Source organism: Archangium gephyra (assembly GCF_042230915.1).
In the GTDB taxonomy this organism is placed as follows: domain Bacteria; phylum Myxococcota; class Myxococcia; order Myxococcales; family Myxococcaceae; genus Archangium; species Archangium gephyra_B.
In genome coordinates, this window is the sequence record NZ_CP102578.1 from 240805 (window position 1) to 265852 (window position 25048).

Genomic DNA, 25048 nt, shown 5'->3' on the forward strand with positions numbered 1-25048 from the left:
GGCTATTCCTTCACGGGCTTGCGTGCCCGCACCTGCTCGCCCGCCCGTGTATCACCACCGCACGGGCAGCGACTCGAAACCGCGGAAGAGCAGCCCGCCACACTTGATGCGCGGCAGTTGCGTCTCGTCCAGGCGCAGCTCCGGCATGCGGTGCAGCAGCTCCTCGAAGGCGATCTCCAGCTCGCGGCGCGCCAGCCCGGCCCCCAGGCAGTGGTGGGGCCCGAAGCCGAAGCTCATCGACTTCTGCTGGTGCGGATCCCTCGTGATGTCGAAGCGGTCCGCGTCCGGGAAGGCCGCCGGATCATGGTTCGCCGCCGCCAACCCCAGGAACACGATGTCGCCCTTGCGGATGGTCCGGCCGCGCAGCTCGATGGTGTCCACGGCGATGCGGTGCATGAAGGGCACCGGCGGCGCGAAGCGCATCATCTCCTCGATGGCGGGCTTGAGCAGGGTGGGGTCCTTGCGCAAGAGCGCGAGCTGGTCCGGGTGCGTGAGCAGCTCGTACAGGCCGTTGCTGAGCTGATCCGTCGTGGTGAGGTGCCCGGCCGCGAGCAGCAGGTGGGTGTTGGCCACCACCTCCTCCGTCGTCATCCCGCCCTGGTCCTGGGCACGCAGCATGTGGCTGATGAGATCCGTGCCCGGCTCGCGGCGCCGCTCCTCCACCAGGGCCGTCAGGAACTGGTTGATCTTCGCCTGGCCCTCGTTGGCCTGCCGCGCCAGCTCCATGATGTTGGCCGCCCCCGTGCTGGTCAGCCGCGTCACCGCCTCGCCCCACTGCTGGAGGCGCTCGCGGTCCTCGGGCGAGATGCCGAGCAGCTCCGCCATGACGAGCGGGGGCATCTGGTAGAAGACCTCGGGCACCAGGTCCGCCTGGCGCTGGTGGCGCAGCTTGTCCAACTGCGTCACCAGGGTGCGGTGGATGAGGGGCCGCCAGCTGTCGAGCACCTGCGGGGCGAAGGCCGCCCCCGTCTGCCGCCGCGGGCGCAGGTGGGCCGCGCCGTCCTTGCACGCCATCTGCCGCTTGAAGGCGTCCGTCACCTCGCGGATGGACTCCGGGCTCAGTCCCATCAGCTGGAACTGGTGCTCCAGCACCTTGCCCCGGTCCGCGCTCAGCCGCGAGTCCCTCAGCCCGTTCATCACGTCGTCGTGGCGCGTGAGGAACCACGCATGCACCACGTCCGACCAGTGCACCGGGTCGTTCTCTCTCAACTCCTTGTAGAAGGGGACCGGGTCGAGCAGGTTCTCCGGATCGACAGGATTGAGTTGTAGCTTCCGGGCTGCGCTCGCCATGGGGTCCCTCCTCCCGCCCGCCTGAAGTTTCCGTTCTGGCGGGGTGTGCCTGAATCGCACCGTTGTCCTGATTTGATATGCAGATGCCAGGCCAGGGGACTCATGCAACGCATTGGCCGAGACAGCAAGGGTGTAAAGCTTTGGATTCTGGTGCCCTGAGCGGGTAGGGCCGGGTAGGGCCGAGGGAGCCAATCCACCTGGGAAGCGTCCTCGGGCCGGGGTAGCCGGGGACTCTCCGGGTCACCCGGTACCCAACAGGTGGGTCATCGCGCGGGGGTGTCACCGGCAGTGCGGAAGGGAGCCCTGGAGTCCGAGACAGATGGGGTCATGGTAGAGGGGCCCTCGCATGAGCACGGAATTGTTGGAGCGGGTGGTCATCCGCGAGGCGCGGCCCGAGGACGACGCGGCCATCGGCGAGCTGCTGGTGGAGGCGTTCGTGACCCAGTACGCCAAGAAACTACCCGAGGTGGTGTACACGGAAGAGCGCAAGCGGAGCCTCCGGGACACGGCGAGCAAACGCGCGGTGGCGAAGGTGCTGGTGGCCGAGTTGGACGGCCGTGTGGTGGGGACGGTGGCGCTGTGGCCGCCGGGCGCACCCGGCTCGGAGGCGTGGCTGCCGGGCGCGGCGGACCTGCGGCACCTGGCCACCGCGGTGGAGCTCCACGGCCAGGGCCTGTCCATCCCGCTGCTGGAGGCAGCCGAGCGGTGGGCGCGGGAGTGGCGCGTGCCCGCCGTCTGCCTGCACGTGCGCCGGGGCGCGGCGGGCGTGGCGCGCATGTACCAGCGCCGGGGCTTCACCCGCGAGCCCTCGGCCGACCTGGACACGCCCGCCGTGTACCTCGAGGCCTTCGTGCTGAGGTTCGAGGACTGAGGCAAGTGCCCGCTCTCCCTCCTGCTGGGGAGAGGGCGGGGTCCCCCGGGGCGCGTGCCTAGATTCAGGGCGAACGCGGACCCACCGGGGGACACCATGCGCGCGCCGCCCATCTCCGACTACGCACTGCTGTCCGACTGCCACTCGGCCCTGCTGGTGAGCCGGCGGGGCTCGGTGGACTGGCTGTGCTTTCCCCGCTTCGACTCACCCGCCGTGTTCGGCCGGCTGCTGGGCGCGGAGGCGGGGCACTGGGTGCTGCGGCCGGTGAAGGGGCGCTCGCACCGGCGCTACCTCGAACGCACGCTCGTCCTGGAGACGCTGCACCACACGCCCACCGGCATCGCCGTGCAGGTGGAGGCGCTGGCGCTGGGGCGCGGCAACCGCGAGCACGAGCTGGGGGCCCACGCGCCCGGCATGGTGCTGCGCCGGGTGATGTGCGTCGAGGGCCAGGTGGAGTTCGAGACGGACTTCGCCCCGCGGCCCGAGTACGGCCTGGTGCACCCGCTGCTGCGCGAGGTGGAGGGCGGCGTGCTGGCGCAGGGGGGCGCGGACCGGCTGCGGCTGTCCTCGCCGGTGCGCCTGCGCCTGGCGGACTGCAACGCGTCCGGGCGCTTCACGCTTCGGGCGGGCGAGTCGGTGTGCTTCGCCCTGGAGCACCGCACGTCGTGGGCGCCGCCGTCGCGCGCCCGGAGCCAGCAGGAGCTTCACGCGTGGCTGCAGGACACGGTGGAGGGGTGGCGCAGCTGGTCGGACATGCACCAGAACTACGAGGGCCCCTGGCGCGAGCTGGTGCACCACAGCGGCCGCGTGCTGCAGGCGCTCACCTTCCAGCCGACGGGCGCCATCGTCGCCGCGCCCACCACCTCGCTGCCCGAGTCGGTGGGCGGCGAGCGCAACTGGGACTACCGCTACACGTGGCTGCGCGACGCGAGCCTCACGCTCGAGGCGCTCTGGGTGGCCGCCTGCCCCGACGAGGCCTGGCTCTTCTTCGACTTCCTCACCTCGGCCATGACGCAGATGCGCCGGGGGGAGGACCTTCAAATCATGTTTGGCATTGGCGGCGAGCACGACCTGAGCGAGCGCGTGCTGCCGCACCTGCCGGGGTGGAGGGGCAGCTGGCCGGTGCGGGTGGGCAATGGCGCCTGGTCGCAGCGGCAGCTGGACGTCTACGGCGAGGTGCTCGCGGCGGCGCACCGGCTCGAGCCGCAGTTGGAGATGTTGGATGCGGCCGGGCGGCGGTTCCTGCGGACGCTGGCGGACTCGGCGGCGGACCGCTGGGCCGAGCCGGACCAGGGCATCTGGGAGATGCGGGGCGCGCCGCGGCACCACCTCTACTCGAAGCTGATGTGCTGGGTGGCGATGGACCGGGCGCTCGCGTTGAAGGACATGCTGGGCGCGGACCCCGAGCGCGTGGCGCGCTGGAAGCGGGTGCGGCGCGACATCCGCGCGGCCATCCTGGAGCACGGGTGGAACGAGGAGGTGGGGGCCTTCACGCAGTCCTTCGACTCGGACGTGCTGGATGCGTCGGTGCTGATGATGCCCATCGTCGGCTTCCTGCCCGCGAGCGATCCGAGGATGCGCGCCACCCTGGACGTCATCGCCTCGGACCTCACGGATGCGCGCGGGCTCGTGTACCGCTACCGGGCGGAGGACGGGCTGGCGGGCGAGGAGGGGACGTTCTTCCTGTGCACCTTCTGGCTGGCGCAGGCCTACGCCCTGGCGGACGACGTGGAGCGGGCTCGCGAGACGTTCACGCAGGCGGTGGAGCACGTGAACGACGTGGGGCTGCTGTCCGAGGAGGTGGAGCCCGAGAGCGGAGAGCTGCTGGGCAACTTCCCGCAGGCCTTCAGCCACATCGGTCTGGTGAACGCGGCGTGGGCGATTGCTCAGGCCGAGGAGCGCCGCCGCTGGAGGCTGGCCTCGTCCCCGCGGGCCTCCAGGCCAGTGGAGCGCGAGCACGTGTGACGGTGCTCGCGCGCACCCGGAGCTAAGGGGTTCCCACCACCCCCGGGATTGAATGCGGGATGTCTGTCTTTGGGGGGTTGCGCCTCCGGGGCAGGGTGCCAACCGTCGCCCCTCCTTCCGGAGGACTCCATGGCTCGGTGGCGCGACAGCGTGGTTGCATTCTTCTCGGCGTTATCCCTGACGGCGTGCGGCGGTACGGAATGGACGGAGGACTCCCCACGCCCGCCGCTGGAGTCGGCACTCGTGGCTCGAGGTACGGCCGGCCTCGGGGCGGGCGTGGGCGAGCCGGGAAGCGTGAGGTGGGCCGGGCTCGTGAGCAGTCCCTGGATGGACCTCGTCCAGGGCACGGTGTGGACGCCCCACCGCGAGCTGGTCGTCCTCAGCCGCTCCACCGGCGACACCATCGACGGCTCCGCGCTCCTCACGCTGAGCAAGTACGCGCCCTCGGGCGAACTGCTCTGGAGCCGGGAGCTGCGGCACGTCTCGCGCTGGTGGGGCCTCGGCTTCTATGACGTGAGGAACCTGCTGGCCGTGGGCCCGGATGGTTCGCTCGTCCTCGCGGGCCACGAGCGGGGGGACACGCACCTTGGCGGCGAGTGGTGGGTGCACGACGCGTACCTGGCGAAGCTGGACGCGGACGGAAACCCCCTCTGGGCGCGCTCCTTCCCCGTCAGCGAGTTCCCCCTTCTGCTCAACGCGCTCGCCGTGGATGCCCGGGGCGCCATCGCCATCGGCGGTGTCGTCACCGGCCCGGTGGACTTTGGTGGCCAGACGTTGGAGCGCGCCGACAAGGCCTTCGTGGCCCGCTACCTGCCCGATGGCACCCTGGACTGGGTCCGCGCCATTTCTCCCGAGCCGCGCTCCACCTATGGCACCCAGGCCAGCGTGAACGGGCTCGCGGTGGACGCCGAGGGCAACGTCGTGGCCGCCGGCTCCTACACCGGGACGCTCTTCCCTGGTGGCGCCACCGCGAGCGGATGGATCGGCGCTCCCTTCCTCATCCAGTGGAACGCCCAGGGCGAGATGACGTGGGGCAAGGACTTCGGCGCGCTGCAGGGCGAGCTCCTCGTGGCCGGGGGATCGCCCGATGGGCACGTGGCCGCCGCGGGCCGGTTCCTGGGACAGCTCTCCTGGGGCGGGACGAGTGTCACCGCCGACTCGCGTGACTACTGGACCTCGTTCCTCGTGGTGGCGGGGGCCCGGGGCGAGGAGCGCGCGGCCCGCTCGCTGCGCGAGGCGCACGTGGGGGCGCTGACGGTGGATCCCCGAGGCCGCGTCTACGTGGGCGGCAATGGCCCGGGGGACCTGGATCTCGGCGGCGGGCCGATGATGGAGACGCCACTGGACCAGCTCTTCGTCGCCCGCTACTCGCTCGATGCGGCGCATGAGTGGAGCCGCACCTTCGCGAACGCGCGCCCGGGGCCCTGGGGCAGCTACCTCGGGGACCGCTACGTGCGCTCGCTCGCCGTCACGCCCGGCCGGAGCCTCGTCATGGGCGGGAACATCCAGCTCCCCACCGACTTCGGCGGCACCGTCCTCGCTCCCATGGACGGGCCCGATGCGCCCTACGTGGCGCCGGACGGCTTCCTGCTGCAGCTGGGACCGTAGGGCGCGGCGAGTGCCGCTGGGACCATGAGCTGACCCGTGGCCATTTTCCCTCGCCCTCCGGGAGAGGGACGGGGTGAGGGTATCGGGTGCACCCGGGTTGAACCCCCTGTCCACACCCTGGGCCACGGGATTGAAGAACAGGCTCGGATACCCTCACCCTGACCCTCTCCCGAGGGGAGAGGGGACAGTCAGGTCACTTCCCTGAAAGGGATCAGGGCATGTAGAGCCCGGCGGCGGAGAAGTAGCCGCCCTCGTCACGCCCGCCAGCCACCAGCACCTCGCCCGAGGGCAACAGGGTGGCGGTATGGCCGGCGTGGACGGAAGTCATGCGGGCCGTGGGGGTCCAGAGGCCCGTGGCCGGGTCGTACACCTCCGCCGTGTCGGAGTAGCTGCTGCCACTGGCGCCACCGGTGACGAGCACGAGGCCCGAGGGCAGCACGGTGGCCGTGTGGCTCGCCCGGCCCGTGCTCATCGTGCCGGTGATGCTCCAGGTGCCGGTGTCCGGGTCGTACACCTCCGCCGTGGCGTGGGAGGGGATGGCCTGGCGCCCACCGGCGACGAGCACCTTGCCCGAGGGCAGCACGGTGGCCGTGTGCGAACCGCGGATGGCGCTCAGGGCTCCGGCGGAGGACCAGGTGCCAGTGGCCGGGTCATACACCTCCGCCGTGGTGACACCGGGGCCGCCGGCGACGAGCACCTTGCCCGAGGGCAACAGGGTGGCCGTATGGCTGGTGCGCGCCAGGGTCATGGTGCCGGTGGGAGCCCAGGTGCCGGTGGCCGGGTCGTACACCTCCGCCGTGGCCACGATGTCCGTGCCACCGCTGCCGCCGGAGACGAGCACCTTGCCCGAGGGCAACAGGGCGGCGGCGTGCCCGACGCGGGGCGAGGTCATGGTGCCGGTGGGGGACCAGGTGTTCTGGCCCGGGTCGTACACCTCCGCCGTGTTGGGCATGCCTCGCTGACCGAGGCCGCCGGAGACGAGCACCTGGCCCGAGGGCAGCAGGGTGGCGATATGGCCGGAGCGGCCCACGCTCATCTCAGGCGTGAGCGTCCAGGTGCCGGTGGCCGGGTCGTACACCTCCGCGGTGGCGCTGTAGAGGTTGCCCGTGGTCACGCCGCCCACCACCAGCACCTGGCCCGAGGGCAACAGCGTGGCGGTATGGCCGGCACGGGTGGTGCGCATGCCGCCCGTGGCCTTCCACGCCCCGCAGTCCAGGCCCACGCGGAAGGCCTTGGCGCCGGAGAGGCCCCCTTCCACGGTGGCGGTGGCCGTGATGGTGACTTCCGGCTCGGCCGAGGGGCAGGGCGGGGCCGTCCAGACGACCTCGCTCCCGGTGGCCGCGTTCTCGGGGGTCCCCATGCTTCCCACCGGGGCCGACCAGTCGTAGGAGATCGGCGCTCCATCCTCCGCGTCGACCTGGATGCGCAGCGTGACGGTCTGCCCCCCGGGAATGCGTGGAGCGGATTGGGAGCTGCTGGTGATGCGCAGCATCTCGGGCTCGATGAGGCACGCCGTCAGGCCGGACAGCCCGCACAGCAACACGGTGAGTCGGGTCATTGGGTTCATGCGCCGCACCGTAATCTGATCGTTCCTGGATATCTCGCCCGACCCGTGGAGGAGGGCGTGCGGTGGGGGATGTCATACTGCCTGGGTACGCTGGCCCTCGCCCCGGCTGTCCCCGGTGCACACCTCCATGTCCCGCTACCGCCTGTCGCACAGTGATGCCGTCGAGTGGCTCCGCTCCCTGCCGGAGTCCTCGGTGGACCTCGTCATCACCGACCCCGCCTACGAGTCCCTCGAGAAGCACCGCGCCATCGGCACCACCACGCGCCTCAAGCGCAGCAAGGCGTCCAGCAACCTCTGGTTTCAAATCTTCCCCAACGCGCGCTTCCCCGAGCTCTTCGCCGAGGTCTGGCGCGTGCTCAAGCGGGACTCGCACTTCTACCTCTTCTGCGACCCCGAGACGATGTTCGTCGCCAAGCCGCTCGCCGAGGCCGCGGGCTTCCGCTTCTGGAAGCCCATCGTCTGGGACAAGCAGCACATCGGCATGGGCTATCACTACCGCTCGCGCTACGAGCTCATCCTCTTCTTCGAGAAGGGCCGGCGGCGGCTGAGCGACCTGGGCGTGGCGGACGTGCTGCCCGTGCCCCGCGTGCACCGGGGCTACCCGGCGGAGAAGCCTCCCGCGCTCAGCGAGGTGCTCATCCGCCAGAGCAGCGCGCCCGGGGACGTGGTGGTGGACCCCTTCATGGGCTCGGGCTCGGTGGGCGTGGCGGCGGTGCGGCTCGGCCGGGACTTCCATGGCACCGACATCTGCGACGAGGCGCTGGAGATTTCCCATCTGCGCCTGCGCGCCGAGGGCGCGCTGCCCGAGCAGCCCGCGGACTCGCCAGGGCCGTGTCTGGCCCGGAGCGGGTGAGCGGCCAGACGGGGGAGGCACGGATGACTGGACACGAATACGCGGACCTGGTGGCCAGATACATCGTGAAGAACTTCGCCTCGCGCGGGGTGAAGGTGTACCGCGAGGTGTACGTCGGCAAGACGCTCACCGGGCGCGGCCGGCGCGTGGACATCTTCGTGCTCGAGCCCACCACGCGCACCGCGCTCGCCATCGAGTGCAAGTACCAGGGCAGCGTGGGCACCGTGGACGAGAAGATTCCCTTCGCCCTGCAGGACCTGCAGAGCATGCGGATTCCCGTCTGCGTCGTCTACGCGGGGGACGGCTTCTCCCAGGGGATTCTGCACATCCTCTCCGCCTCGCCCATCGCCGCCTACTGCCTGCCCGGCTCCAAGACGCTCGCGCCTTCCCAGGACACACGCGAGCTGGACTCCCTGCTCGCCATGACCTTCAAGTGGTGGGACGTGCTCGTGCGCGGCAAGAAGCGCGTGGCGCTCTGAGCGGCGTCTGTCCTTCCACGTTCATCAGTTCACATTTCCTTGGAACGTAAAGAATACGTCACTTCCTTGACTTCCTGGAAATGGTGAGGGTATGGAGGCCCGCACACACACTGGGGGTCACAATGCGTCCGATGAAGGCAGTGTTTTCGGCGGCCCTGCTCACGCTCTCCGCGTGCGGGGCCGAGCAGGCCGGAGAGGCCGGGCAGGTGCAGGCGGATGAGGCGTCGCAGCTGGGCACCACCGCGAGCTTCCTGCGGGCGGAGAACGCCATCCCTGGCCAGTACATCGTCGTGCTCAAGGACAGCGCGCCGGGCCTGGCCGCCGAGAAGGTGCCCGACGTCGCCCAGGGCCTGGCCTCGCGCTATGCCGGCAGCGTGTCGCGGACGTTCGAGCACGCGCTGAGAGGCTTCACCGTGCGTATGTCCGAGGCCCAGGCGCGGGCGCTCTCCGTGGACCCGGCGGTGAAGTACGTGGAGGAGGACTCGCGCAGCTATGCCATTGGCGCCACCACCCAGGCGAGCCCGCCGTGGGGCCTGGATCGCGTGGATCAGCGCAACCTGCCGCTCAACGCCGGGTACACGTACACCGCGAGCGGCTCCACGGTGCACGCGTACATCCTCGACACGGGCATCCGGGCCAGCCACACCGACTTCGGCGGCTATGCCAGCGCGGACTTCACCGCCATCAACGATGGCAATGGCGCCAATGACTGCAACGGGCACGGCACGCACGTGGCGGGCACGATTGGCGGCACCACCTACGGCGTGGCCAAGAGCGTCTACCTGCACGGCGTGCGCGTCATCGACTGCGGCGGCTACGGCAGCACCTCGGAGGCCATCGCCGGCGTGGACTGGGTGACGGCCAACCACGTCAAGCCCGCCGTCGCCAACATGAGCCTCCAGTATCCGGCGACGCAGGCCCTGGATGACTCCGTCCGCAACTCCATCAACGCGGGCGTCACGTACGTCGTCGCCGCCAACAACTTCAACCAGGACTCCTGCCTGCGCTCGCCCTCGCGCGTGGCCGAGGCCATTACCGTGGGCGCCACCGACAGCGCCGACCAGCGGGCGTACTTCTCCAGCTGGGGCACCTGCGTGGACCTGTTCGCCCCGGGCGTGGACGTCCTGTCCGCCTACAACACGGCCGATGACGCCACGGCGACCATGAGCGGCACCTCCATGGCCACCCCGCACGTGGTGGGCGCCGTGGCGCGCTACCTGCGCGTGGTGCCGGGCGCCTCGCCCGCCGCCGTCGCGAGCATGATCACCGAGCGCGCCACCCCGAACGTGGTGGGCAACCCGGGCACGGGCTCGCCCAACCGCCTGCTGTACACGGGCTTCATCGGCGAGGGCCTCGCCAACGGCGCCGCGTACACGGGCCTCGGCCACGACTGGAACGAGGTGCAGTACCACTCCATCACCGTCCCGGCGGGGCAGGCCCGGCTCGACTTCTTCATCACCGGCGGCGCGGGCGACGCCGACCTGTACGTGCAGTTCGGCTCCTTGCCCACGCTGAGCAGCTGGTCCTGCCGGCCGTACTGGGGCGGCAACAACGAGACCTGCACCTTCTTCAACCCGCCGGCCGGCACCTGGTACGTGATGGTCCGCGCCTACAACACCTACTCCGGGATGAGCCTGGCGAGCGTGTGGAGCAACCCGCTCTCCAACGGCGTCTCGCAGCACGGCATCAGCGGCGGCTTCTTCGAGCGCAAGTACTTCACGATGGACATGCCGGCGGGGTACACGAACGTGCGGTTCGACACCTGGAATGGCTCGGGGGACGTGGACGTGTCGGCCCGGTCCGGCGGCGTGCCCGGCTTCGGCGCGGAGTGCTCCTCGGCGGCCAGCGGCAACACGGAGAGCTGCTTCAAGGGTGGCGCGACGCCCGGGACGTGGTTCGTGGAGCTGCGGCCGAAGATCAAGCTCTTCCCCAGCCCGAACTTCAGCTTCTCCAACGTGTCGCTCATCGGCTGGTACTACTAGCCTGACGGGCACCTGAAGCACCCCGCGCCGCGGGCTCACGGGAGAGGGGCATCCGCCCTTGCTTCCGTGAACCTGCGGCGCGTCCGTTTCGGACGGAGCCGCGCTCAGCCCTCGTCGTCTCCCGGAATGGCGTCTCCCGGTAGGCGGCGATGTCCCTCGAAGACCGTCAGGACCTCGATTTCGTCCCGGAGCACGCGGTACACGATGCGGTAGGAGCGCAGCAGCACCTCACGGATGTTCTCACGCTCGACCTCCGGTACACGGCGCCCCGCCTTGGGCGTTGCCGCTGCCTCGGTGGCTCGCTGCCGCAAGCGCTCGACCCATTGCCGTGCGGCACGTGGATCGTCCTCGGCGATGTAGCGGCCAATGGCGAGCAGATCCTCGATGGACCGGTGGGTCCACCGGACGCGGACCCTGCGGCTCACGGCTTGAGCTTGCCGAACTCCGCATCCAACAGCTTGCCGAGTTCCTCGTCGGAGACGGCTCGGCCCGCCTCCGCATCGGCGAGGCCCTCACCCACGGCCTCGAGAAAGCGCGCGCGGTAGGTGAGCCGGTCGAACTCCTCCGGGGAGAGGAGCACGGCGGCCGGTTTTCCGCTCTGGGTGATGACCACCGGACGCCGGTGTTCCCTCAAACGGCGCACCACCTCGGACGCACGGGCCTTGAAGTCGGCGATCGGCAAGATGTCCTCTGAGACATGGAGCGGTTTCATGGTCACCCGGAAGGTCATCTTGATGGTCTGAAGATAGACCCGAAGCCGGACTTCTTCCAGGGCTTGGAAGGAGCCCCGTTTCGCCTTGGACGTCCACGCGATCGCCTGGCTGCCCGCCGGTGGAGCTTCACTCGGGCGCGCCCGTTCCGGACGGGGTAGTGTGCCCGCCCTACAGTCCGAGCGGCCCGCATGGTCGGGCCGGGGGAGCAACACCATGCGCGCGTTGCAGCTCGAGCGGTTGGACGGTCCCGAGGGTCTGAAGCTGGTGGACGTGCCGGAGCCCGAGGCGGGCGACCAGGTGCTCATCGACGTGAGGGCGGCCGGGGTGAGCTTCCCGGACCTGCTGCTCACCAAGGGCCAGTACCAGATGAAGCCGCCGCTGCCCTTCGTGCCGGGCGTGGAGGTGGCGGGCGTGGTGCGCAGCGCTCCGGCGGGCTCGGGCTTCAAGGCCGGCGACAAGGTGATGGCCTTCACCATGCTCGGGGGCTGGGCGGACGTGGTGGCGGCGCCGCCGGGCATGACGTTCCGCATGCCCGAGGGCTGGAGCTTCGAGGCCGCCGCGGGCACGGTGATGAACTACCACACGGCCTACTTCGCGCTGCACCGGCGCGGCCGGCTCAAGACGGCCGAGACGGTGCTGGTGCACGGCGCCGCGGGTGGCGTGGGGACGGCCACCATCCAGGTGGCACGCGGCGCGGGTGCCCGCGTGTTCGCCGTGGTGAGCAGCGAGGAGAAGGCGGAGGTGGCGCGCAGCGCGGGCGCGGACAAGGCCTTCCTGGCCAGCGGGGACTGGGTGTCGCGGGTGAAGGACGCGACGAAGGGGCGGGGCGTGGACGTGGTGGTGGACCCGGTGGGCGGCGACATCTTCGACCTGAGCCTCAAGTGCCTCGCCCCCGAGGGCCGGCTGCTCGTGGTGGGCTTCGCGGGCGGGCGGATTCCCGAGGTGAAGGTGAACCGGCTGCTGCTCAAGAACGTGGACGTGGTGGGCGTGGCCTGGGGCGCCTTCATCATGCAGGAGCCCGAGCTCACGGCCGAAATCGCCAAGGGGCTGGCCTCGCTCTCGGACAAGGGTTTCGTCGAGCCCGTGGTGGGGCAGGTGTTCCCGCTGGAGCAGGCCGCCCAGGCCCTGAACGAGCTGGACGCCCGCAGGGCCACCGGCAAGGTGGTGCTGCGCATCCGCGAGGGGTGACCCGCGCGTTTGGAGGTAGCATCGGTGCCCTACTCGCCTCAGAGGGGATGCACCGATGCTCACCGGACGCATGATGGACTTCCCGCTCACGCTCACCCACTTCCTCGAGCGGGCCCGCACCTACTTCGGCCGCTCGGAAGTGGTCAGCCGCCAGCCGGACAAGTCCCTCCACCGCTATACCTACGCCGACTTCTACCGGCGCACCTGCAAGCTCGCCCATGCGCTCACCCGGCTCGGGGTGAAGCCCGGCGACCGCGTGGCCTCGCTCAGCTGGAACCACCACCGCCACCTGGAGCTCTACTTCGCCGTCCCCTCCATGGGCGCGGTCATCCACACCCTCAACCTCCGCCTCCACCCCAACGACCTCGGCTATATCGCCCGGCACGCCGAGGACCGCGTCGTCGTCGTGGACCGCTCGCTGCTGCCGCTGCTCGAGAAGTTCATCGCCTCCGTCCCCTCCATCCAGCACGTCATCGTCATCCCCGACGACGGCCCCGCCCCCGAGGGCCGCCTCGACTACGAGAAGCTGCTCGAGCCCGAGCAGGACGCCTTCGCCTGGCCCGCGCTCGACGAGCGCACCGCGGCGATGCTCTGCTACACCTCTGGCACCACCGGCAACCCCAAGGGCGTCCTCTACACCCACCGCTCCTGCGTGCTGCACGCGCTCGCCCTGTGCACGAGCGACGTCTTCGGCATCGGCGAGCAGGACGCCATCCTCCCCGTGGTGCCCATGTTCCACGCCGCCGCCTGGGGCATGCCCCACGCCGCCGTCTTCACCGGCGCCCGGCTCGTCTTCCCCGGGCCCCACCTCGACCCCACCTCGCTCCTGGAGCTCATGGCCGACGAGCGCGTCACCCTCGCCGCTGGCGTGCCCACCATCTGGCTCGGCATCCTCGCCCTGCTCGACCAGGAGCCGAAGCGCTGGGACTTGCGCTCCGTGCGCACCATGGCCATCGGCGGCTCGGCGGCGCCTCCGGCGATGATCGACGGCTTCCTCCACCGCCATGGCCTCGTCGTCACCCATGCCTGGGGCATGACCGAGCTCAACCCGGTGGGCACGCTCGCGCGCCCGCGCCGCCAGCACGAGCACCTGCCTCAGTCCGAGCGGCTCGCCCTCCGCGCCACGCAGGGCTATGCCCTCCCGCTCGTCGAGGTGCGCCACGTGAGTGACGCGGGCCAGGTGCTCCCCTGGGACGGCGCGACCATGGGCGAGCTGGAGGTGCGCGGGCCCTGGGTGGCCTCCTCGTACTACGGCGGCGAGGGCGCGGACCGCTTCACCCCGGATGGCTGGTTCAAGACGGGGGACGTGGTGACGCTCGACGCCGACGGCTACGTGCGCATCACCGACCGCTCCAAGGACGTCATCAAGTCCGGCGGCGAGTGGATCAGCTCCGTGGACCTGGAGAACGCCCTCATGGCCCACCCGGCCGTGCTCGAGGCCGCCGTGTTCGCCGCGAAGGACCCCAAGTGGGACGAGCGCCCGCTGGCCGCCGTGGTGTTCAAGCCGGGCCAGTCCGCCACCAAGGAGGAGCTCGCCGCCCACCTGGAGAAGCGCTTCGTGAAGTGGTGGCTGCCGGATGACTACGTCTTCATCCCGCAGATTCCGCGCACCTCCACCGGCAAGTTCCTCAAGACGAAGCTGCGCGAGGACTACGGCAACTACCTGCTCGAACAGCAGCGCAAGAGCACCTGACGGCTCCCGCGGCCGCTGGGGCTTCCCGCGTGGAAGCCCCCGGAGGACGGCGCTCAGTCCTCGATTTCGAGCTCGAGCCCGCCGGTCATCCTCAGCGCCAGGTTCGCGAAGGCCGTGGCGATGACGCCGCCGATGAAGCCGAACAGGGCGTAGAGGATGGGGATGAAGATGATGGCGGCGATGCCTCCGCCGATGCCCAGGGCGGCCAGGGGCCCGGCCTCCTTCCCGCCCGCGGCGGCGCCGATCGCGCTGAAGAGCATGAGGAAACCGCCGTACATGAGCCCGATGAGGAAGCCCATGAAGGCGTTGAAGACCGCCAGGTACTTGCCGAACGACAACACGCCGAAACTGCGGATCCGCTTCATGTTCATGGTGGTCTCCCCCTCGAGCTGGTTCCCTCCGAGGTTAAGCGTTGTCCCGTGAACGATTCCAGCCCACCCCTCAGCCGGCGAGGCCGTAGCGGAGCGCGTCCCGGCCCACCCGGCTCATCGCCTCGTCTCCCTCGCTCCGCCCGTAGAGCAGCAGCGCCACCCCGTAGTGGAAGGACCGGAAGCGCGCCCGGTCCCAGGTGGCCTCGTCGATGACGCCGTAGGCCTCGCGGAACGCGCCGCGCGCCTCCGGCGGGAGGAAGGTGAAGGCGAGCGTCAGATCGAGCGCCGGATCTCCCAGGTGCACGTCTCCCCAGTCGAGCACCCCCGTCACCGTGTGGTGCGCGTCCACGAGCAGGTGTCTCGCGTACAGGTCGCCGTGCACCCAGCAGGCCCGGCGCTCCCAGGGCGGCGTGTCCACCAGCCGGGCCAGCCGGGCGCGCACCGCCGCTCCGTCCACCTCCGGCTCGTCCCCCTCCACCTTCGCCAGCCGCTCGAGAATCATCGGCGCGCGCTGGCGCAGGTCGGCGCGGGCCAGCTCGTCTCCCGGGCCTCGCGCGAGCGTCTCGTCATTCACGGGAAGGCCGTGCAGCGCCGCCAGGAACCGCCCGAGCGCCGCGGCGTTGCGCAGCCGCTCCCCGGGCGTCCACGCCACGGCGCAGGCGGTGACACCGGGCAGCAGCGCGTAGCCGGCGAAGGGGTAGGGGTAGTCCCCCTCGGGCTGGCCGTGCCACACCGGCTCGGGGATGCGCAGCGGCAGGTGGGGCGCCAGCCGGGGCAGGATGCGGGCCTCGTTCTCCAGCAGCCCCGCGGCGAGCTTCCGGCGCGGGAAGCGGAACACCCACCGTCCATTCACCGTGTACGCCGTGTTGTCCCAGCCCGTCCCCAGGTGCTCCAGCCGCGCCGGGGCCAGCTCCGGAAACTGCCGCTCCACCAGCCCGGCCGCGTCCTCGCGGGTCAGGCTGACGTCTGCTTCCCAGACCGGTGCCATCGTGCGCCCTCCTCTCGGTCTTGTATCCCGAGGTGGAGGGCGCCGCGTACGGCTGTGAGGCATTCATCCAGGACGCACAGCGGGAGACCGGAGCCAGAAGCCCCGGTCTCCCCGCTTCACACGTCCCCGCTACTGGCAGGCGATGCCGGGCAGGCCCCGGTAGGCGCCCTGCGACGTCCACCGCGTGTAGGGCGTGCCGCACGAGCCCGCGTACGGGTCATCGGTGCCGTAGCCCGGCACCCAGTACTCGAAGTGCAGGTGCGGGCCGGTGGAGGCGCCGGACGAGCCCGCCCGGGCGATCCACCAGGAACAGGACAGGGAGGTATTCACGCCGTACTGCTGCGTGTACTTCATCAGGTGCCAGTACTTGCTCTTGGTGCCATCCGCGTGCCGCATGATGATGTAGTTGGCCGTGTAGAGGCCGCAGGCGGCGTACGGGTTGGACTGGTTCCAGTAGTTGCACCGGTCGTAGTAGCCATCCACCGAGGACTCGATGACGCCCGAGGCGGCGTTCATCACCCACACGCCGTAGTCCATCTTGCTGAACGAGCCCACCAGGGCGTAGTCCGTGCCGGTGTGGCCGGAGTAGCGCACGCCACCACACGCGTAGTCCCGGCCACCGTAATCCTTGTACGCGCTCGGCGTGCAGCCACCGTTGCCACACTGGTCCGCGAGCTGCGACATGGGAAAGCGGAACATCGTCTGCGCCGAGGAGACCGACGGCAGGGCCAGCAGCGCGAAGAGCAGCGCCGCGGAGAGCTTCTTCAGGGTGTTCATCACTTCTCACCTCCGAGGTCCGGAGCCGCCTGGCCCGTCCGCACGTTGAGCTTCCAGAACTCGCCGCCGCCCGCGTTGTAGCGGAGCACGTCGTCGCTCACCCACTCCATGTGGTGGCTGGAGACGGGCGGGGGGACGAAGCCCTCCGGCGCGCCGCCGAACAGCTTGGTGTTGTCCAACCCGACGTTGGTGAGCTGCCGGGGCGCCGCGCCGTCCACCGTCGTGACGAAGAACGAGGCCACGCTGGTCCGGCCGGACACGAACACGACCGTCTTGCCATCCGGCGAGATGCTGGGCGTCGCGTCGATGCCGGGCCCATCCGCCAGCACCTTCACGCGGCCGTTCAGGTCGATGATGCCCACGGACGTCTCGTGCCCCTCGTCCGCCATCACCAGCGTGGCCACCAGGGCGTCACCCTTGGCCGTCGGGAAGAGATCTCCGCCCACCTTCTGGGCCAGCACCCGCTCGCGGCCGTTGGGCTCGCGCAGGCGCAGGTTGCCCTGGCCGTCCAGCAGCGCCACGTTCGGACCCACCGCGCGGGCCTCACGGTACTTGAACTCGCGGTCCACCACGCGCACCGCGCCGGTCGGCTCGTCGTACGCCACGATGGCCAGCAGCGGCACGTCGTCCGTGGCCGGCGCGTTCTCGGGAATCTCGGCGATGATGCCCGCCATCATGTTGCGGCCCTGGCCGAAGAGGTGGACGAACCGGGCCTTGGGACCGAACTCCTTGGCGACCGCGGGGACGATGCGCTCGCGCGCCTTCTCGATACGGCGGAGATCCGACGGGTTCATGCGGTCCGCCGCCGATGCGCTGGACGCCGCCAGCGTCAGCGCCGCAATGGACAGAAATAGCTTTCTCATCCGGCTCCTTGGGGGAATTGGGGGAGTCCTTGATTAACCGGTTCTGAGATTATTTGAAAGGCTTTGGGTACAAACAGTTGGGTTGGGATTTTTTGTGTGGGGATTACAAACAAACGAGTCGGGATTTTTCCGTGGAAGATTTGTCTGGCTATGTTTTCCGTTTGGAGGAACCCGGGGCCCGGCCGGCTGTGGCGGAACGCCACAGGCTCCCAGAATGCCGCACCCGCTCCTGTGGCGGATCGCCCCGGAGGCCCCCTGGGGCGCGCGTCTCCCGAGGCGGCCCCCGGTGGCACGCGCGTCGCATTGCCCTCCTCCGCTCTTATCTGGAGGTCGGCGCGATGAAGGTGGGTACCAAGGTGATGTGGCTCGCGATGGTGGTCGGGATTCTCATGGCCACGAGCGCCTTCCTGGTTCAGCGGTGGAACCCCGGCGGCACCGCCCTCATGTCCCTGGGCCTCATCCTCGCCCAGCTCGCCGCCCTCATCCTCCCGCTTCACCGCACCCGCGAGCTCACCACCGACGCGCAGACCGTCCGTGCTCCCGAGGCCCGCGACTCCCGGTCCTCTTCCCGCTCGTAAGGGAGCACAACCCGGGGCACGTGGCACCCTCACCCCGACCCTCTCCCGGAGGGCGAGGGGACAGTGGGGGGCTCGGGTCTTCAGTGCTCCTGTGCCTCGGTGTTGTGGTGCTTCGGTGCTTCGGTGTTCCGGTGCTTCAGTCCGGCAGGTGCAGACGGTGGTGGCGCAGGGGCCTGGCGACGTTCTTCACCGGTGTCTCCGTCAGCTCACCGTAACGGAGGGCTTGGATGACCGGGTCCTCGCTCCCCTCCAGCGCCTGCTTCACCGGCTCCATCACCAGCATCTCCCGGAAGCCCGCCAGCGATTGCAGCCGCGCCGTCTGGTTCATCCCCGTCGAGAAGCCCGTGTAGTCCTGGTTCGGTCCGAAGAGGCCGCACAGCGTCGGCGCCAGGTTGAGTCCCACCGCCACGCCCAGCCCCGGCATCCCCACCCGCTCGCAGATGGTCCGCACCTCCGGGTCCGCGCTCATCGCCGCCGTCGTGCGCTGGATGTCACACGCCGCCCTCACCAGCGCCTCCGCCCGCTCCCGCCGGCTGCTCCGGAAGAACGGCGGGCCGAACAGGCCGATGATGCAGTCGCCCACCATCTTGTCGAACACGCCCCCGTGCCGCCACAGCAGCTCCACCATCCGCTCGCTCCACCGGTCCACGAAGCGGCCGATGCGCGCCGGGCTCTCCAGCTGCTCGCACAGCCGCGTGAAGCCGTTGAGGTCCGCGAAGAGAATGCCCACCTCCTCGTCCCGCCCCACCAGGTAGCGCGCCCCGTAGTCCGGTACCTGCAACAGCTCGTCGATGGCCTCCGCCGGGAAGAACTTCGACAGGTGCGTGCGCTCGCGGTTGTAGTCCACCAGCCGCTGGCTCAGCGTCGAGGCCAGCACCCGCACCAGGTCCATCGTCTGGCTGGAGAAGCCCTCCTCGCCCGACCACAGCAGGATGCGGCCCAGCTGCTCGCTCCGCAGGTGGCCCGAGATGAGCACCGCCTCCATCACCCGCGGCTGCCCCAGCGCCCGCTTGAGCCGCTCCTCTCCCGGCTGGAGCAGCTCCGTGCCGTGCGCGCGCAGCAGCCCGTCCAGCTCCGCCGAGGGTTTGTCCCCCGAGTCGTGCTCCAGGTGCCCGTGCCGGTAGGAGCGGTAGTGCAGCACCGAGGGCCGCACCGCGTCCCGGTACACCAGCAGGAAGCCCGGCACCCGCACCCGCTGCGCCAGCGTCAGCACCACCTGGTCCATGCCCGCCTCGAAGACGGGGTTGGACAGCAGGTGGTTGAGCCGCAGAATCAACTCCTGCTTCTCGCTCGCGGTGTGCACCAGCAGCAGCACCGTGTCGAGCTGCTCGGCCACCGTGTCCAACATGCGCTCCAGGCGCTCGGCCTGCTCGGGCCGGGTGTGGTCTCCCGCCAGGTACAGGCCGATGTGCCCCACCGTCTGGCCCACCACGTCCAGCGTCTGGCTCACCACCGTGCCGCCGCCCTCGCGCCGCGTGCCCCGCGGCCCCGTGAGCAGCGGGCCGGGGAAGACGCCACCGAAGTCCCCCGCGTGGAAGGCCTGCTCGGCCAGCTCCTCGTTGCGCGTGGTGACGGCGAGCCCCTGCGCCCCCGTCTCCCGCAGCACCGCGGGCAATATCCGCTGGAACGTCTGCGCCAGCGAGCACTGCTCCCGGACGCACTCCTCGATGAGCGAGTCCACCGCGCGATTCAGTGCGTGCAGCATCCGGAGCTCCTCGAGCCCGGGCTCGGCGGCCACCGGCGTGGTCCGTGTCGCGGTCATGGTTTCCCCCTGTTCCGTCCCGCGCTCAGGCAATGCTCTTGGGCTGCAGCAGCTCGGTGGAGAAGTAGCGCTCCATCCGGTCCGGGAAGAGCGTCACCACCTGCGCCTGCGGGCCCAGCCGCTTCGCCGCCTCCACCGCCGCCGCGTAGTTGAGCCCCGACGAGGGCCCCACCGGGAAGCCCCGGCGGATGAGCGCCCGCGCCGTGCTCATCGCCAGCTCGTCCGAGATGTTCAGCTCCACCAGCCCCGGCAGGTCCGCCTCGCGGTACAGCCGCGACAGGCCATCCACCACCCCCGGCACCCGCGAGCTGAAGCTGCAGCACTCGATGTCCGTGCCCAGCCCCGAGATGGGCCGCGCCACGAAGGGCACCACCGGGCAGCCCGCCTCCGCGAAGGCCTGGTAGAGCCCCACCACCGTGCCGCCCGTGCCCACCCCGCTCACCACCGCGTGCACCAGCCCGCCCGGCACCTGCGAGAGAATCTCCTGCCCCGTCCACACCCGGTGCGCCTCGGCGTTGTCCGGGTTCTCGAACTGGCGCGGCGCGAAGGCCTTGCGCTCCCGGGCGATCTCCTCCGCCCGCGCGATGGCTCCCCGGATGCCCGCGTCGCGCGGCACCAACTCCACGCTGCCACCGTAGGCGCGGATGGTGAGCACGCGCTCGCCCGTGACGCCCTCGGGCATGACGGCGGTGAACTTCAGGCCCATCTGCGCCGAGGCCAGCGCCAGCGCGATGCTCGTCGAGCCGCTGGAGGCCTCCACCACCTCACCACCCGGGCACAGCTCGCCCAGCCGCCACGCCTTCTCCAGCATGTAGCGGGCGATGCGGTCCTTGGTGGAGCCGCTCGGGTTGAGGAACTCCAGCTTGCACCAGATGGTGGGGCCTTCCGCCTCGAGGCGGACGGGGACCAGCGGAGTGGGGGCGATCGCCTGGAGGAAGCGGCCATCCGCTGGGAGCGGGCGACAGGGAGGACGTGGGGTCATGGGCGGGTCCGAAGTCCGCCCCACATATCGTGAAAGCCCCCGCTCCGGGAGTCTTCGTCCGGCATGACGCGCCGCTTCTCCGGCCGCTCGACAAGCGAGAGGCGGAGCGGCACGGCGTCATCGGGGAGGGGGGCGTGGGACTCGGGCCACCTTCTTCGCGTGCGCGAGCGATTCCAGATGTTCCCGCCGGAGGGGGTTCTTCAGCCGGAGCCGGTGCACCCTTCGCTCCGCGTCATCCAACATCTCCCAGGCCTCGCGGGCTTGCCGGGGGAAGAGATGGAGCGACTGCACGTAGAGGCAGGCGATGTGGACGCGCAGCGCGAGGTTGGAGAAGCCGAGTTGCTGGACACGGCGAAGGCACCGGCCGAACTCCGGCCATGGTTGGTTGAACGAGTACGCCAGGGTGATGAGGTCTTCCGCGATGCCACGCCGGGTCTGCTGGCGCCCGGCCTCGGTTTTCTCCTCGCGCAACCAGCGCTTCTCCAGTGCCAGCAAGGCCCGCCGCCGTTCCTCATAGGGAGCCTTGGCCTCCATCAACGCGAGGAGGACCTGGTCCTTCTCCTGGCCACGTGCGGAGCTCAGAAGTGCAGGCCGACGCCCGCGAACGGGCCGCCCATCCTCTCCCGGTGCACCACGCCATCCAGGTGGCCCCGGTCATCCAGCAGCAGCCCGCGCCAACCAGCTCGCACCGTCAGCGCCCCCATGTGCATCGCCAGGCCCGCCTGTCCATCAAGTTGCAGGTGCGGCAGCGGTACCCACTGTACCCGCCCCTCCACGTCCAGCGGCCCGAACAGGCACCGCTCGAACGACATCGCCAGGCTCGGGCCGATGAAGGTGATGTCCGGCGCGCGCGCCATGGCCACGCCCGCCTCCCACCGCAGCCGGCCGTGCTCGCTCGCGAGCGGAGAGAACGTCACACTCGCGTCCGCCAGGGTGATGTGGTCCTTTCCTTCCGAGCCATCCTCCGTATTCAGCGACAGCGAGTTGATGCGCGCGGAGACACCCCAGCGCCGCTCCTCGATGCCCAGGTTGAACCCCACCGCGCCACCCTCGGGCAGGACGTTCGCCTCCACCCCCATCCGCACCATCACCGGATGGCTCGGCTCGTCGGGCTCCTGCGTCACCGCACGCGGGCGGTACCGGCGGTAGTACGGGGCAGACGCCCCGGAGACGGAGATCCACCCGATGCCCGGAGTGAGGAGGGGCCTCCCCCGGGGACGCGGTCCCTTGTCTCCACCGGGGTGGCCGTTGCCACCGTTGCCCGGCGGCGAGTCGTCCGGGTCCTGCCCCACCGGCGTGGCATCGTGGACCCGGGACTTCCCGCCGCTGCTGCCGTGCGCGTGCCAGTTCCTCCCGCCGGCGCCGCTGCTGGAATAGCCGGAGCCGGAGGAGGACGAGCCGCTGGAGCTGGAAGCGCTGGAGCCCGAGGCGCGCGAGCCTCCCGAAGACGACGAGCCCGAGCTGGAGGACGAGCCACCTGACTTGCCGAAACGGGCCTCGGCCACCGTGGCGGTGAGGACGCACCCGGCCGCGAGTGCGGCACACAGTGTCTGCTGGGGGGATGGCAGGGGAGGCCTCCTGGGAATGCGGTTCCTTGCGGCTCTATCCAAGCACTTCTCCAGCGCGTCCAGCCGCCGCTCCCCAGCGGGTGACGCATGCCCGACAGGGTGAGTGTCCATGTCAGGAACACCGCCGGGGCGAGTGTCGTCAGCCGCACGGCGGCGCCCCGCACGCGGGGTGATAGCCTCCACCCATGCTGTTCTTCGACCTGGAGGCCTATGCACCTCCCGATGACCGCAATGCGAGCCTGAGCTCGCTCACCGTCAATCCCGCGCGTCCGGGCCACGTGCTGCTGGGCGGCTGCTTCTTCAGCAAGCGTTTCGAGGACCCCATCCCCGATGCCCCCGAGGTGCAGGGGCTCTGGCTCTGGAACTTCGAGTCCGAGGCCGCCCTGCTCAGGGCCATCAAGGCCCGCTTCGAGCTGGAGTGGCAGCGGCAGCGCGAGGAGAAGGTCCGCGTGCTGGGCAAGCCGGCGATGGACCTCGTCGTCTGTGGCGCGGGGATCACCAAGTTCGATCTCCCGGCGCTCTACTGCCGCTCGCTCTTCAACGGACTCGCCAGCCCGGCCGAGCTGTTCGAGGTCTTCTTCAAGTCCCGTCCCATCGAGCTCGCCAACGAGGCCAGCTTCCTGTTTCCCGAGGAGCCCATCCTCTATCCCAAGACGACCCGGGAGATGGCCGGGCGTCTGGGATTGCACGAGCGCAAGGGCTCCAGCAAGAGCGTCTGGGAGAGCTACGAGCGCCGCGACTACGCCGCCATCGAGCAGCGGACCGCCGACGAGCTGCGCCTGGTGCTCGACCTCTACCAGCGCCTGCAGGCGAAGATCGTCCGACCCTCGCGGGCTACGTGAAGGTGGTGGGCCGCACGTCCACGCTCGCCCCGAGCTTCCGCAGGCCGCTCGCGAGCTCCTCCGCCTGCGCGAGCGGCCTGCACTTCCAGGCCACGATGGGCTCCGCGCCCTGCAGCGTGCAGACCTCCTCGTAGGTCAGCGGCCGCTGGTCCCGCAGCAGGCGCTTCACCTCCTCCGGCTTGTCCCCCAGGCCCAGCAACCAGACATCGAACCGCTCCCGCTTCAGCGGCGGCTGGCACGGCCGGAGGAACGCGAGCGGGTCCGCGTCCGGCCAGGCCTCGAACACCTTCACCGCGACATACAGGTCGTGGGCACGGGCGATCCGCTCCACGGCGCCGTAGCTGGAGACGAGCTCCTCGAATGCGGCGCCAACCCGCAGCAGCGGCTCGCCGAAGCCATGGCCCGCCTTCCACGCGGGAGGGACGTCCCAGTTGATTCCCGTGGCTAGCGGTCCGTCCTCCGCGTTCAGCTCCTCCACGAGCGCCGCGAGCAGCCGGTCCGTCTCCTCCTGGCCATGCTGGTTCTTCCAGAGCTCGAAGACGCTCACCACGGGGTGGTGCGCGTGGTCCAGCTCGGTCTCCACCCGCCCTCCCCGGGCGTAGATGAACTCGCCGAGCGTGCGCGGCAGCGTGATGGTGTAGTCGTGGTGGATGAGCACCTGATGGCCGAGCGCCCAGACGTCTGGCGCGGGCTTCCCGGAAGAGGACGACCAGTCGTCGTAGCTGCCGATGTTCTCGCCCCCGGTGAGCCCATGCTTCTGGATGAAGACGTCCAGCGGCGAGGGCCGCTCGTGCTCCTTCAGCGCGGAGTACGCCGTCTCCCACCAGACGCCATGCGCGTCGAGCACCTCCTTCAGCTCGGCCGCCACCCGCGCCGCCTGCTCCTCCTTCTCGAACCGGCCCACGATGGTGTAGCTGCCACTGTTGTTGCTCGCGAAGGCGTTCCAGATGTGAATCTTCACCGTGCCCCTCCCGCGTAGGTCTCCAGCCCGTACCCGGCCACGCGCGCGCAGCCCGGCAGCAGCGAGGCCGAGGCCAGCTCCTCTCGCCGCTCGCGCCACACCGCCATCACGTCCGCCGCTTCCCCCACCGGAATCGCCACGTGGTGGAAGCTGCACGGCATCACCTTCCGGTCGCTCGTCAGCACGAGGTAGTCCCTCCCCGCGCCGCAGTCCGTGCGCCGGAACAGCCGCGGCACGCCCTCCATCCGCTCGCCCCAGCAGACGTCCAGCTTCAGCTGGCACCGCCCCGTGAGCGCCCGGCCCAGCAGCTCCACCCGTCGCGCCAGCTCGCCCGCCTGGGCGGGGGACAGGTGCAGCGACCGGTCCGCTCCGTTGTAGCTGAGCAGCAGCACGTCCCGGCAGCCGCGCGATACCAGCTCCAGCACCACCGTCTCCAGCGATGCGAGCCGCTCGGGCGTCACCAGGTAGTTGACGCCGACGCGCGCCCCCGCGTCCGCCAGCTCCACCACCTTCCGCCGCCAGTCATTGTCCTCGTAGAGCGACAGCCGGCACTGCCCGTAGCGTCCCCGAATGGCCGCCAGCCGGCGCGCGTTGAGCGCCAGCCCATTCGTGGTGAAGCTCACCGCCAGCGGCGTCTCCTCGTACAGCCGGCACACCAGCTCCTCGAAGCGGGGGAACACCCAGGGCTCACCCCCTCCGAAGGCCACCTCCAGCACCCCCGCCTCCGCCAGGCCCGCCAGCATCCCGAAGGCCTCGTCCGCCGTCCAGGCACTGCGCGCCTCCAGGTCACGCGAGCAGAAGGTACACGCCAGGTTGCAGCGGTTGGTGATGCCGAACTGGAGCGCCCTCGGCGCGCGCTGGCGCAGGTGCGCCGTCTCCGGCCCCTCGCACAGGGCGTTCATCCCGCTGTCCCGGTCGAAGAGCAGCAGCGCTCCATCCATGGGGAAGCGGCGCAGGCGGGCAAGCGCCGGCGGGACGGGGAGGTGCTCGAAAGAGGGGAGGGCGGCCTGGTGCATGGCGGGGCGCTGACGCCTGGCGGGCAGCGGTCCTGACGGGCTCGGGCGCCGGGCGCGTGTCACCCGGCTCGCACCGCGTGAGCGGTCATGCGAGCATACACGCGTGCTGGTAGGTCGACCCGAGGTCTGGC

The 25048-nt window shown here is 70.4% G+C and carries 24 protein-coding genes; 10 read left to right on the forward strand and 14 right to left on the reverse strand.

Annotated features, from left to right (window positions below; all coding sequences use genetic code 11):
• Positions 1–51: 51 nt before the first annotated feature.
• Positions 52–1290, reverse strand: a complete 1239-nt coding sequence (locus NR798_RS01020) for a cytochrome P450 (RefSeq protein ID WP_375769494.1) — start codon at positions 1288–1290, stop codon at positions 52–54.
• A gap of 346 nt (positions 1291–1636) precedes the next feature.
• Between NR798_RS01020 and NR798_RS01025 the strand changes: the two genes are divergently transcribed.
• From NR798_RS01025 to NR798_RS01035, 3 genes are all read left to right on the forward strand, one after another.
• Entirely contained in the window at positions 1637–2161 is a 525-nt protein-coding gene (locus NR798_RS01025) for a GNAT family N-acetyltransferase (protein ID WP_375769495.1), read from the forward strand.
• A 96-nt stretch (positions 2162–2257) separates the two neighbouring features.
• Positions 2258–4126 carry a glycoside hydrolase family 15 protein gene (locus tag NR798_RS01030; RefSeq protein WP_375769496.1) on the forward strand — a complete coding sequence of 623 codons (1869 nt, stop codon included), beginning with the start codon at positions 2258–2260 and terminating at the stop codon, positions 4124–4126.
• 243 nt (positions 4127–4369) lie between these two features.
• The gene (locus NR798_RS01035; RefSeq protein WP_375769497.1) at positions 4370–5734 is read left to right on the forward strand and encodes a hypothetical protein; all 1365 of its coding nucleotides are present in this window, start codon (positions 4370–4372) and stop codon (positions 5732–5734) included.
• Between the two features lie 211 nt (positions 5735–5945).
• On the opposite strand, the gene NR798_RS01040 is transcribed toward NR798_RS01035, so the two are convergent.
• Positions 5946–7301, reverse strand: a complete 1356-nt coding sequence (locus NR798_RS01040) for a Kelch repeat-containing protein (RefSeq protein WP_375769498.1) — start codon at positions 7299–7301, stop codon at positions 5946–5948.
• A gap of 127 nt (positions 7302–7428) precedes the next feature.
• Between NR798_RS01040 and NR798_RS01045 the strand changes: the two genes are divergently transcribed.
• The 3 genes from NR798_RS01045 to NR798_RS01055 all read left to right on the forward strand — a co-directional run bounded on the left by NR798_RS01045 (position 7429) and on the right by NR798_RS01055 (position 10615).
• Entirely contained in the window at positions 7429–8154 is a 726-nt protein-coding gene (locus NR798_RS01045) for a DNA-methyltransferase (RefSeq protein ID WP_375769499.1), read from the forward strand.
• Positions 8155–8177: 23 nt separating this feature from the next.
• Positions 8178–8633, forward strand: a complete 456-nt coding sequence (locus NR798_RS01050; RefSeq protein WP_375769500.1) for a PD-(D/E)XK nuclease superfamily protein — start codon at positions 8178–8180, stop codon at positions 8631–8633.
• Positions 8634–8764: 131 nt separating this feature from the next.
• Entirely contained in the window at positions 8765–10615 is a 1851-nt protein-coding gene (locus tag NR798_RS01055; protein ID WP_375769501.1) for a S8 family peptidase, read from the forward strand.
• A gap of 104 nt (positions 10616–10719) precedes the next feature.
• On the opposite strand, the gene NR798_RS01060 is transcribed toward NR798_RS01055, so the two are convergent.
• The gene (locus NR798_RS01060; protein ID WP_375769502.1) at positions 10720–11040 is read right to left on the reverse strand and encodes a type II toxin-antitoxin system RelE/ParE family toxin; all 321 of its coding nucleotides are present in this window, start codon (positions 11038–11040) and stop codon (positions 10720–10722) included.
• Positions 11037–11297, reverse strand: a complete 261-nt coding sequence (locus NR798_RS01065) for a type II toxin-antitoxin system Phd/YefM family antitoxin (protein WP_375769503.1) — start codon at positions 11295–11297, stop codon at positions 11037–11039. The genes NR798_RS01060 and NR798_RS01065 overlap by 4 nt, the downstream gene beginning before the upstream one ends.
• A gap of 244 nt (positions 11298–11541) precedes the next feature.
• Here NR798_RS01065 and NR798_RS01070 point away from each other — a divergent pair, with 244 nt between their 5' ends.
• Together NR798_RS01070 and NR798_RS01075 are read left to right on the forward strand one after the other, a co-directional pair.
• Entirely contained in the window at positions 11542–12516 is a 975-nt protein-coding gene (locus NR798_RS01070; RefSeq protein ID WP_375769504.1) for an NADPH:quinone oxidoreductase family protein, read from the forward strand.
• Between the two features lie 55 nt (positions 12517–12571).
• Entirely contained in the window at positions 12572–14209 is a 1638-nt protein-coding gene (locus NR798_RS01075) for a long-chain fatty acid--CoA ligase (RefSeq protein ID WP_375769505.1), read from the forward strand.
• 53 nt (positions 14210–14262) lie between these two features.
• Here NR798_RS01075 and NR798_RS01080 read toward each other — a convergent pair whose 3' ends face one another.
• The 4 genes from NR798_RS01080 to NR798_RS01095 form a co-directional block, all read right to left on the reverse strand.
• Positions 14263–14580 (reverse strand): hypothetical protein, encoded by a 318-nt coding sequence (locus NR798_RS01080; protein WP_375769506.1) that lies wholly within the window; start codon positions 14578–14580, stop codon positions 14263–14265.
• Between the two features lie 70 nt (positions 14581–14650).
• A complete protein-coding gene (locus NR798_RS01085) occupies positions 14651–15568 on the reverse strand; it encodes a phosphotransferase (RefSeq protein ID WP_375769507.1) in 918 nt (305 codons plus the stop codon).
• 129 nt (positions 15569–15697) lie between these two features.
• Positions 15698–16345, reverse strand: coding sequence for a M23 family metallopeptidase (locus tag NR798_RS01090; protein WP_375769508.1), 648 nt, complete (start codon positions 16343–16345; stop codon positions 15698–15700).
• Complete coding sequence (locus NR798_RS01095) at positions 16345–17208, reverse strand: TolB family protein (protein ID WP_375769509.1); 864 nt, start codon at positions 17206–17208, stop codon at positions 16345–16347. The genes NR798_RS01090 and NR798_RS01095 overlap by 1 nt, the downstream gene beginning before the upstream one ends.
• Positions 17209–17546: 338 nt before the next feature.
• On the opposite strand from NR798_RS01095, the gene NR798_RS01100 reads away from it, so the two are divergent.
• Positions 17547–17786, forward strand: coding sequence for a hypothetical protein (locus tag NR798_RS01100; RefSeq protein WP_375769510.1), 240 nt, complete (start codon positions 17547–17549; stop codon positions 17784–17786).
• Positions 17787–17922: 136 nt separating this feature from the next.
• Here NR798_RS01100 and NR798_RS01105 read toward each other — a convergent pair whose 3' ends face one another.
• From NR798_RS01105 to NR798_RS01120, 4 genes are all read right to left on the reverse strand, one after another.
• On the reverse strand, positions 17923–19548 hold the full coding sequence (locus tag NR798_RS01105; RefSeq protein ID WP_375769511.1) for an adenylate/guanylate cyclase domain-containing protein: 1626 nt from the start codon (positions 19546–19548) through the stop codon (positions 17923–17925).
• 25 nt (positions 19549–19573) lie between these two features.
• Positions 19574–20530 (reverse strand): PLP-dependent cysteine synthase family protein, encoded by a 957-nt coding sequence (locus NR798_RS01110; protein ID WP_375769512.1) that lies wholly within the window; start codon positions 20528–20530, stop codon positions 19574–19576.
• 117 nt (positions 20531–20647) lie between these two features.
• Positions 20648–21025: a hypothetical protein gene (locus NR798_RS01115; RefSeq protein WP_375769513.1), complete on the reverse strand. Its 378-nt coding sequence runs from the start codon at positions 21023–21025 to the stop codon at positions 20648–20650.
• Between the two features lie 83 nt (positions 21026–21108).
• Positions 21109–22209, reverse strand: coding sequence for a hypothetical protein (locus NR798_RS01120; protein ID WP_375769514.1), 1101 nt, complete (start codon positions 22207–22209; stop codon positions 21109–21111).
• Between the two features lie 74 nt (positions 22210–22283).
• Here NR798_RS01120 and NR798_RS01125 point away from each other — a divergent pair, with 74 nt between their 5' ends.
• Entirely contained in the window at positions 22284–22940 is a 657-nt protein-coding gene (locus tag NR798_RS01125; RefSeq protein WP_375769515.1) for a hypothetical protein, read from the forward strand.
• On the opposite strand, the gene NR798_RS01130 is transcribed toward NR798_RS01125, so the two are convergent.
• The gene (locus tag NR798_RS01130) at positions 22933–23901 is read right to left on the reverse strand and encodes a hypothetical protein (protein ID WP_375769516.1); all 969 of its coding nucleotides are present in this window, start codon (positions 23899–23901) and stop codon (positions 22933–22935) included. The two genes, NR798_RS01125 and NR798_RS01130, sit on opposite strands and share 8 nt — an antisense overlap.
• Positions 23898–24917 (reverse strand): radical SAM protein, encoded by a 1020-nt coding sequence (locus NR798_RS01135; RefSeq protein WP_375769517.1) that lies wholly within the window; start codon positions 24915–24917, stop codon positions 23898–23900. The genes NR798_RS01130 and NR798_RS01135 overlap by 4 nt, the downstream gene beginning before the upstream one ends.
• Between the last annotated feature and the right edge of the window lie 131 nt (positions 24918–25048).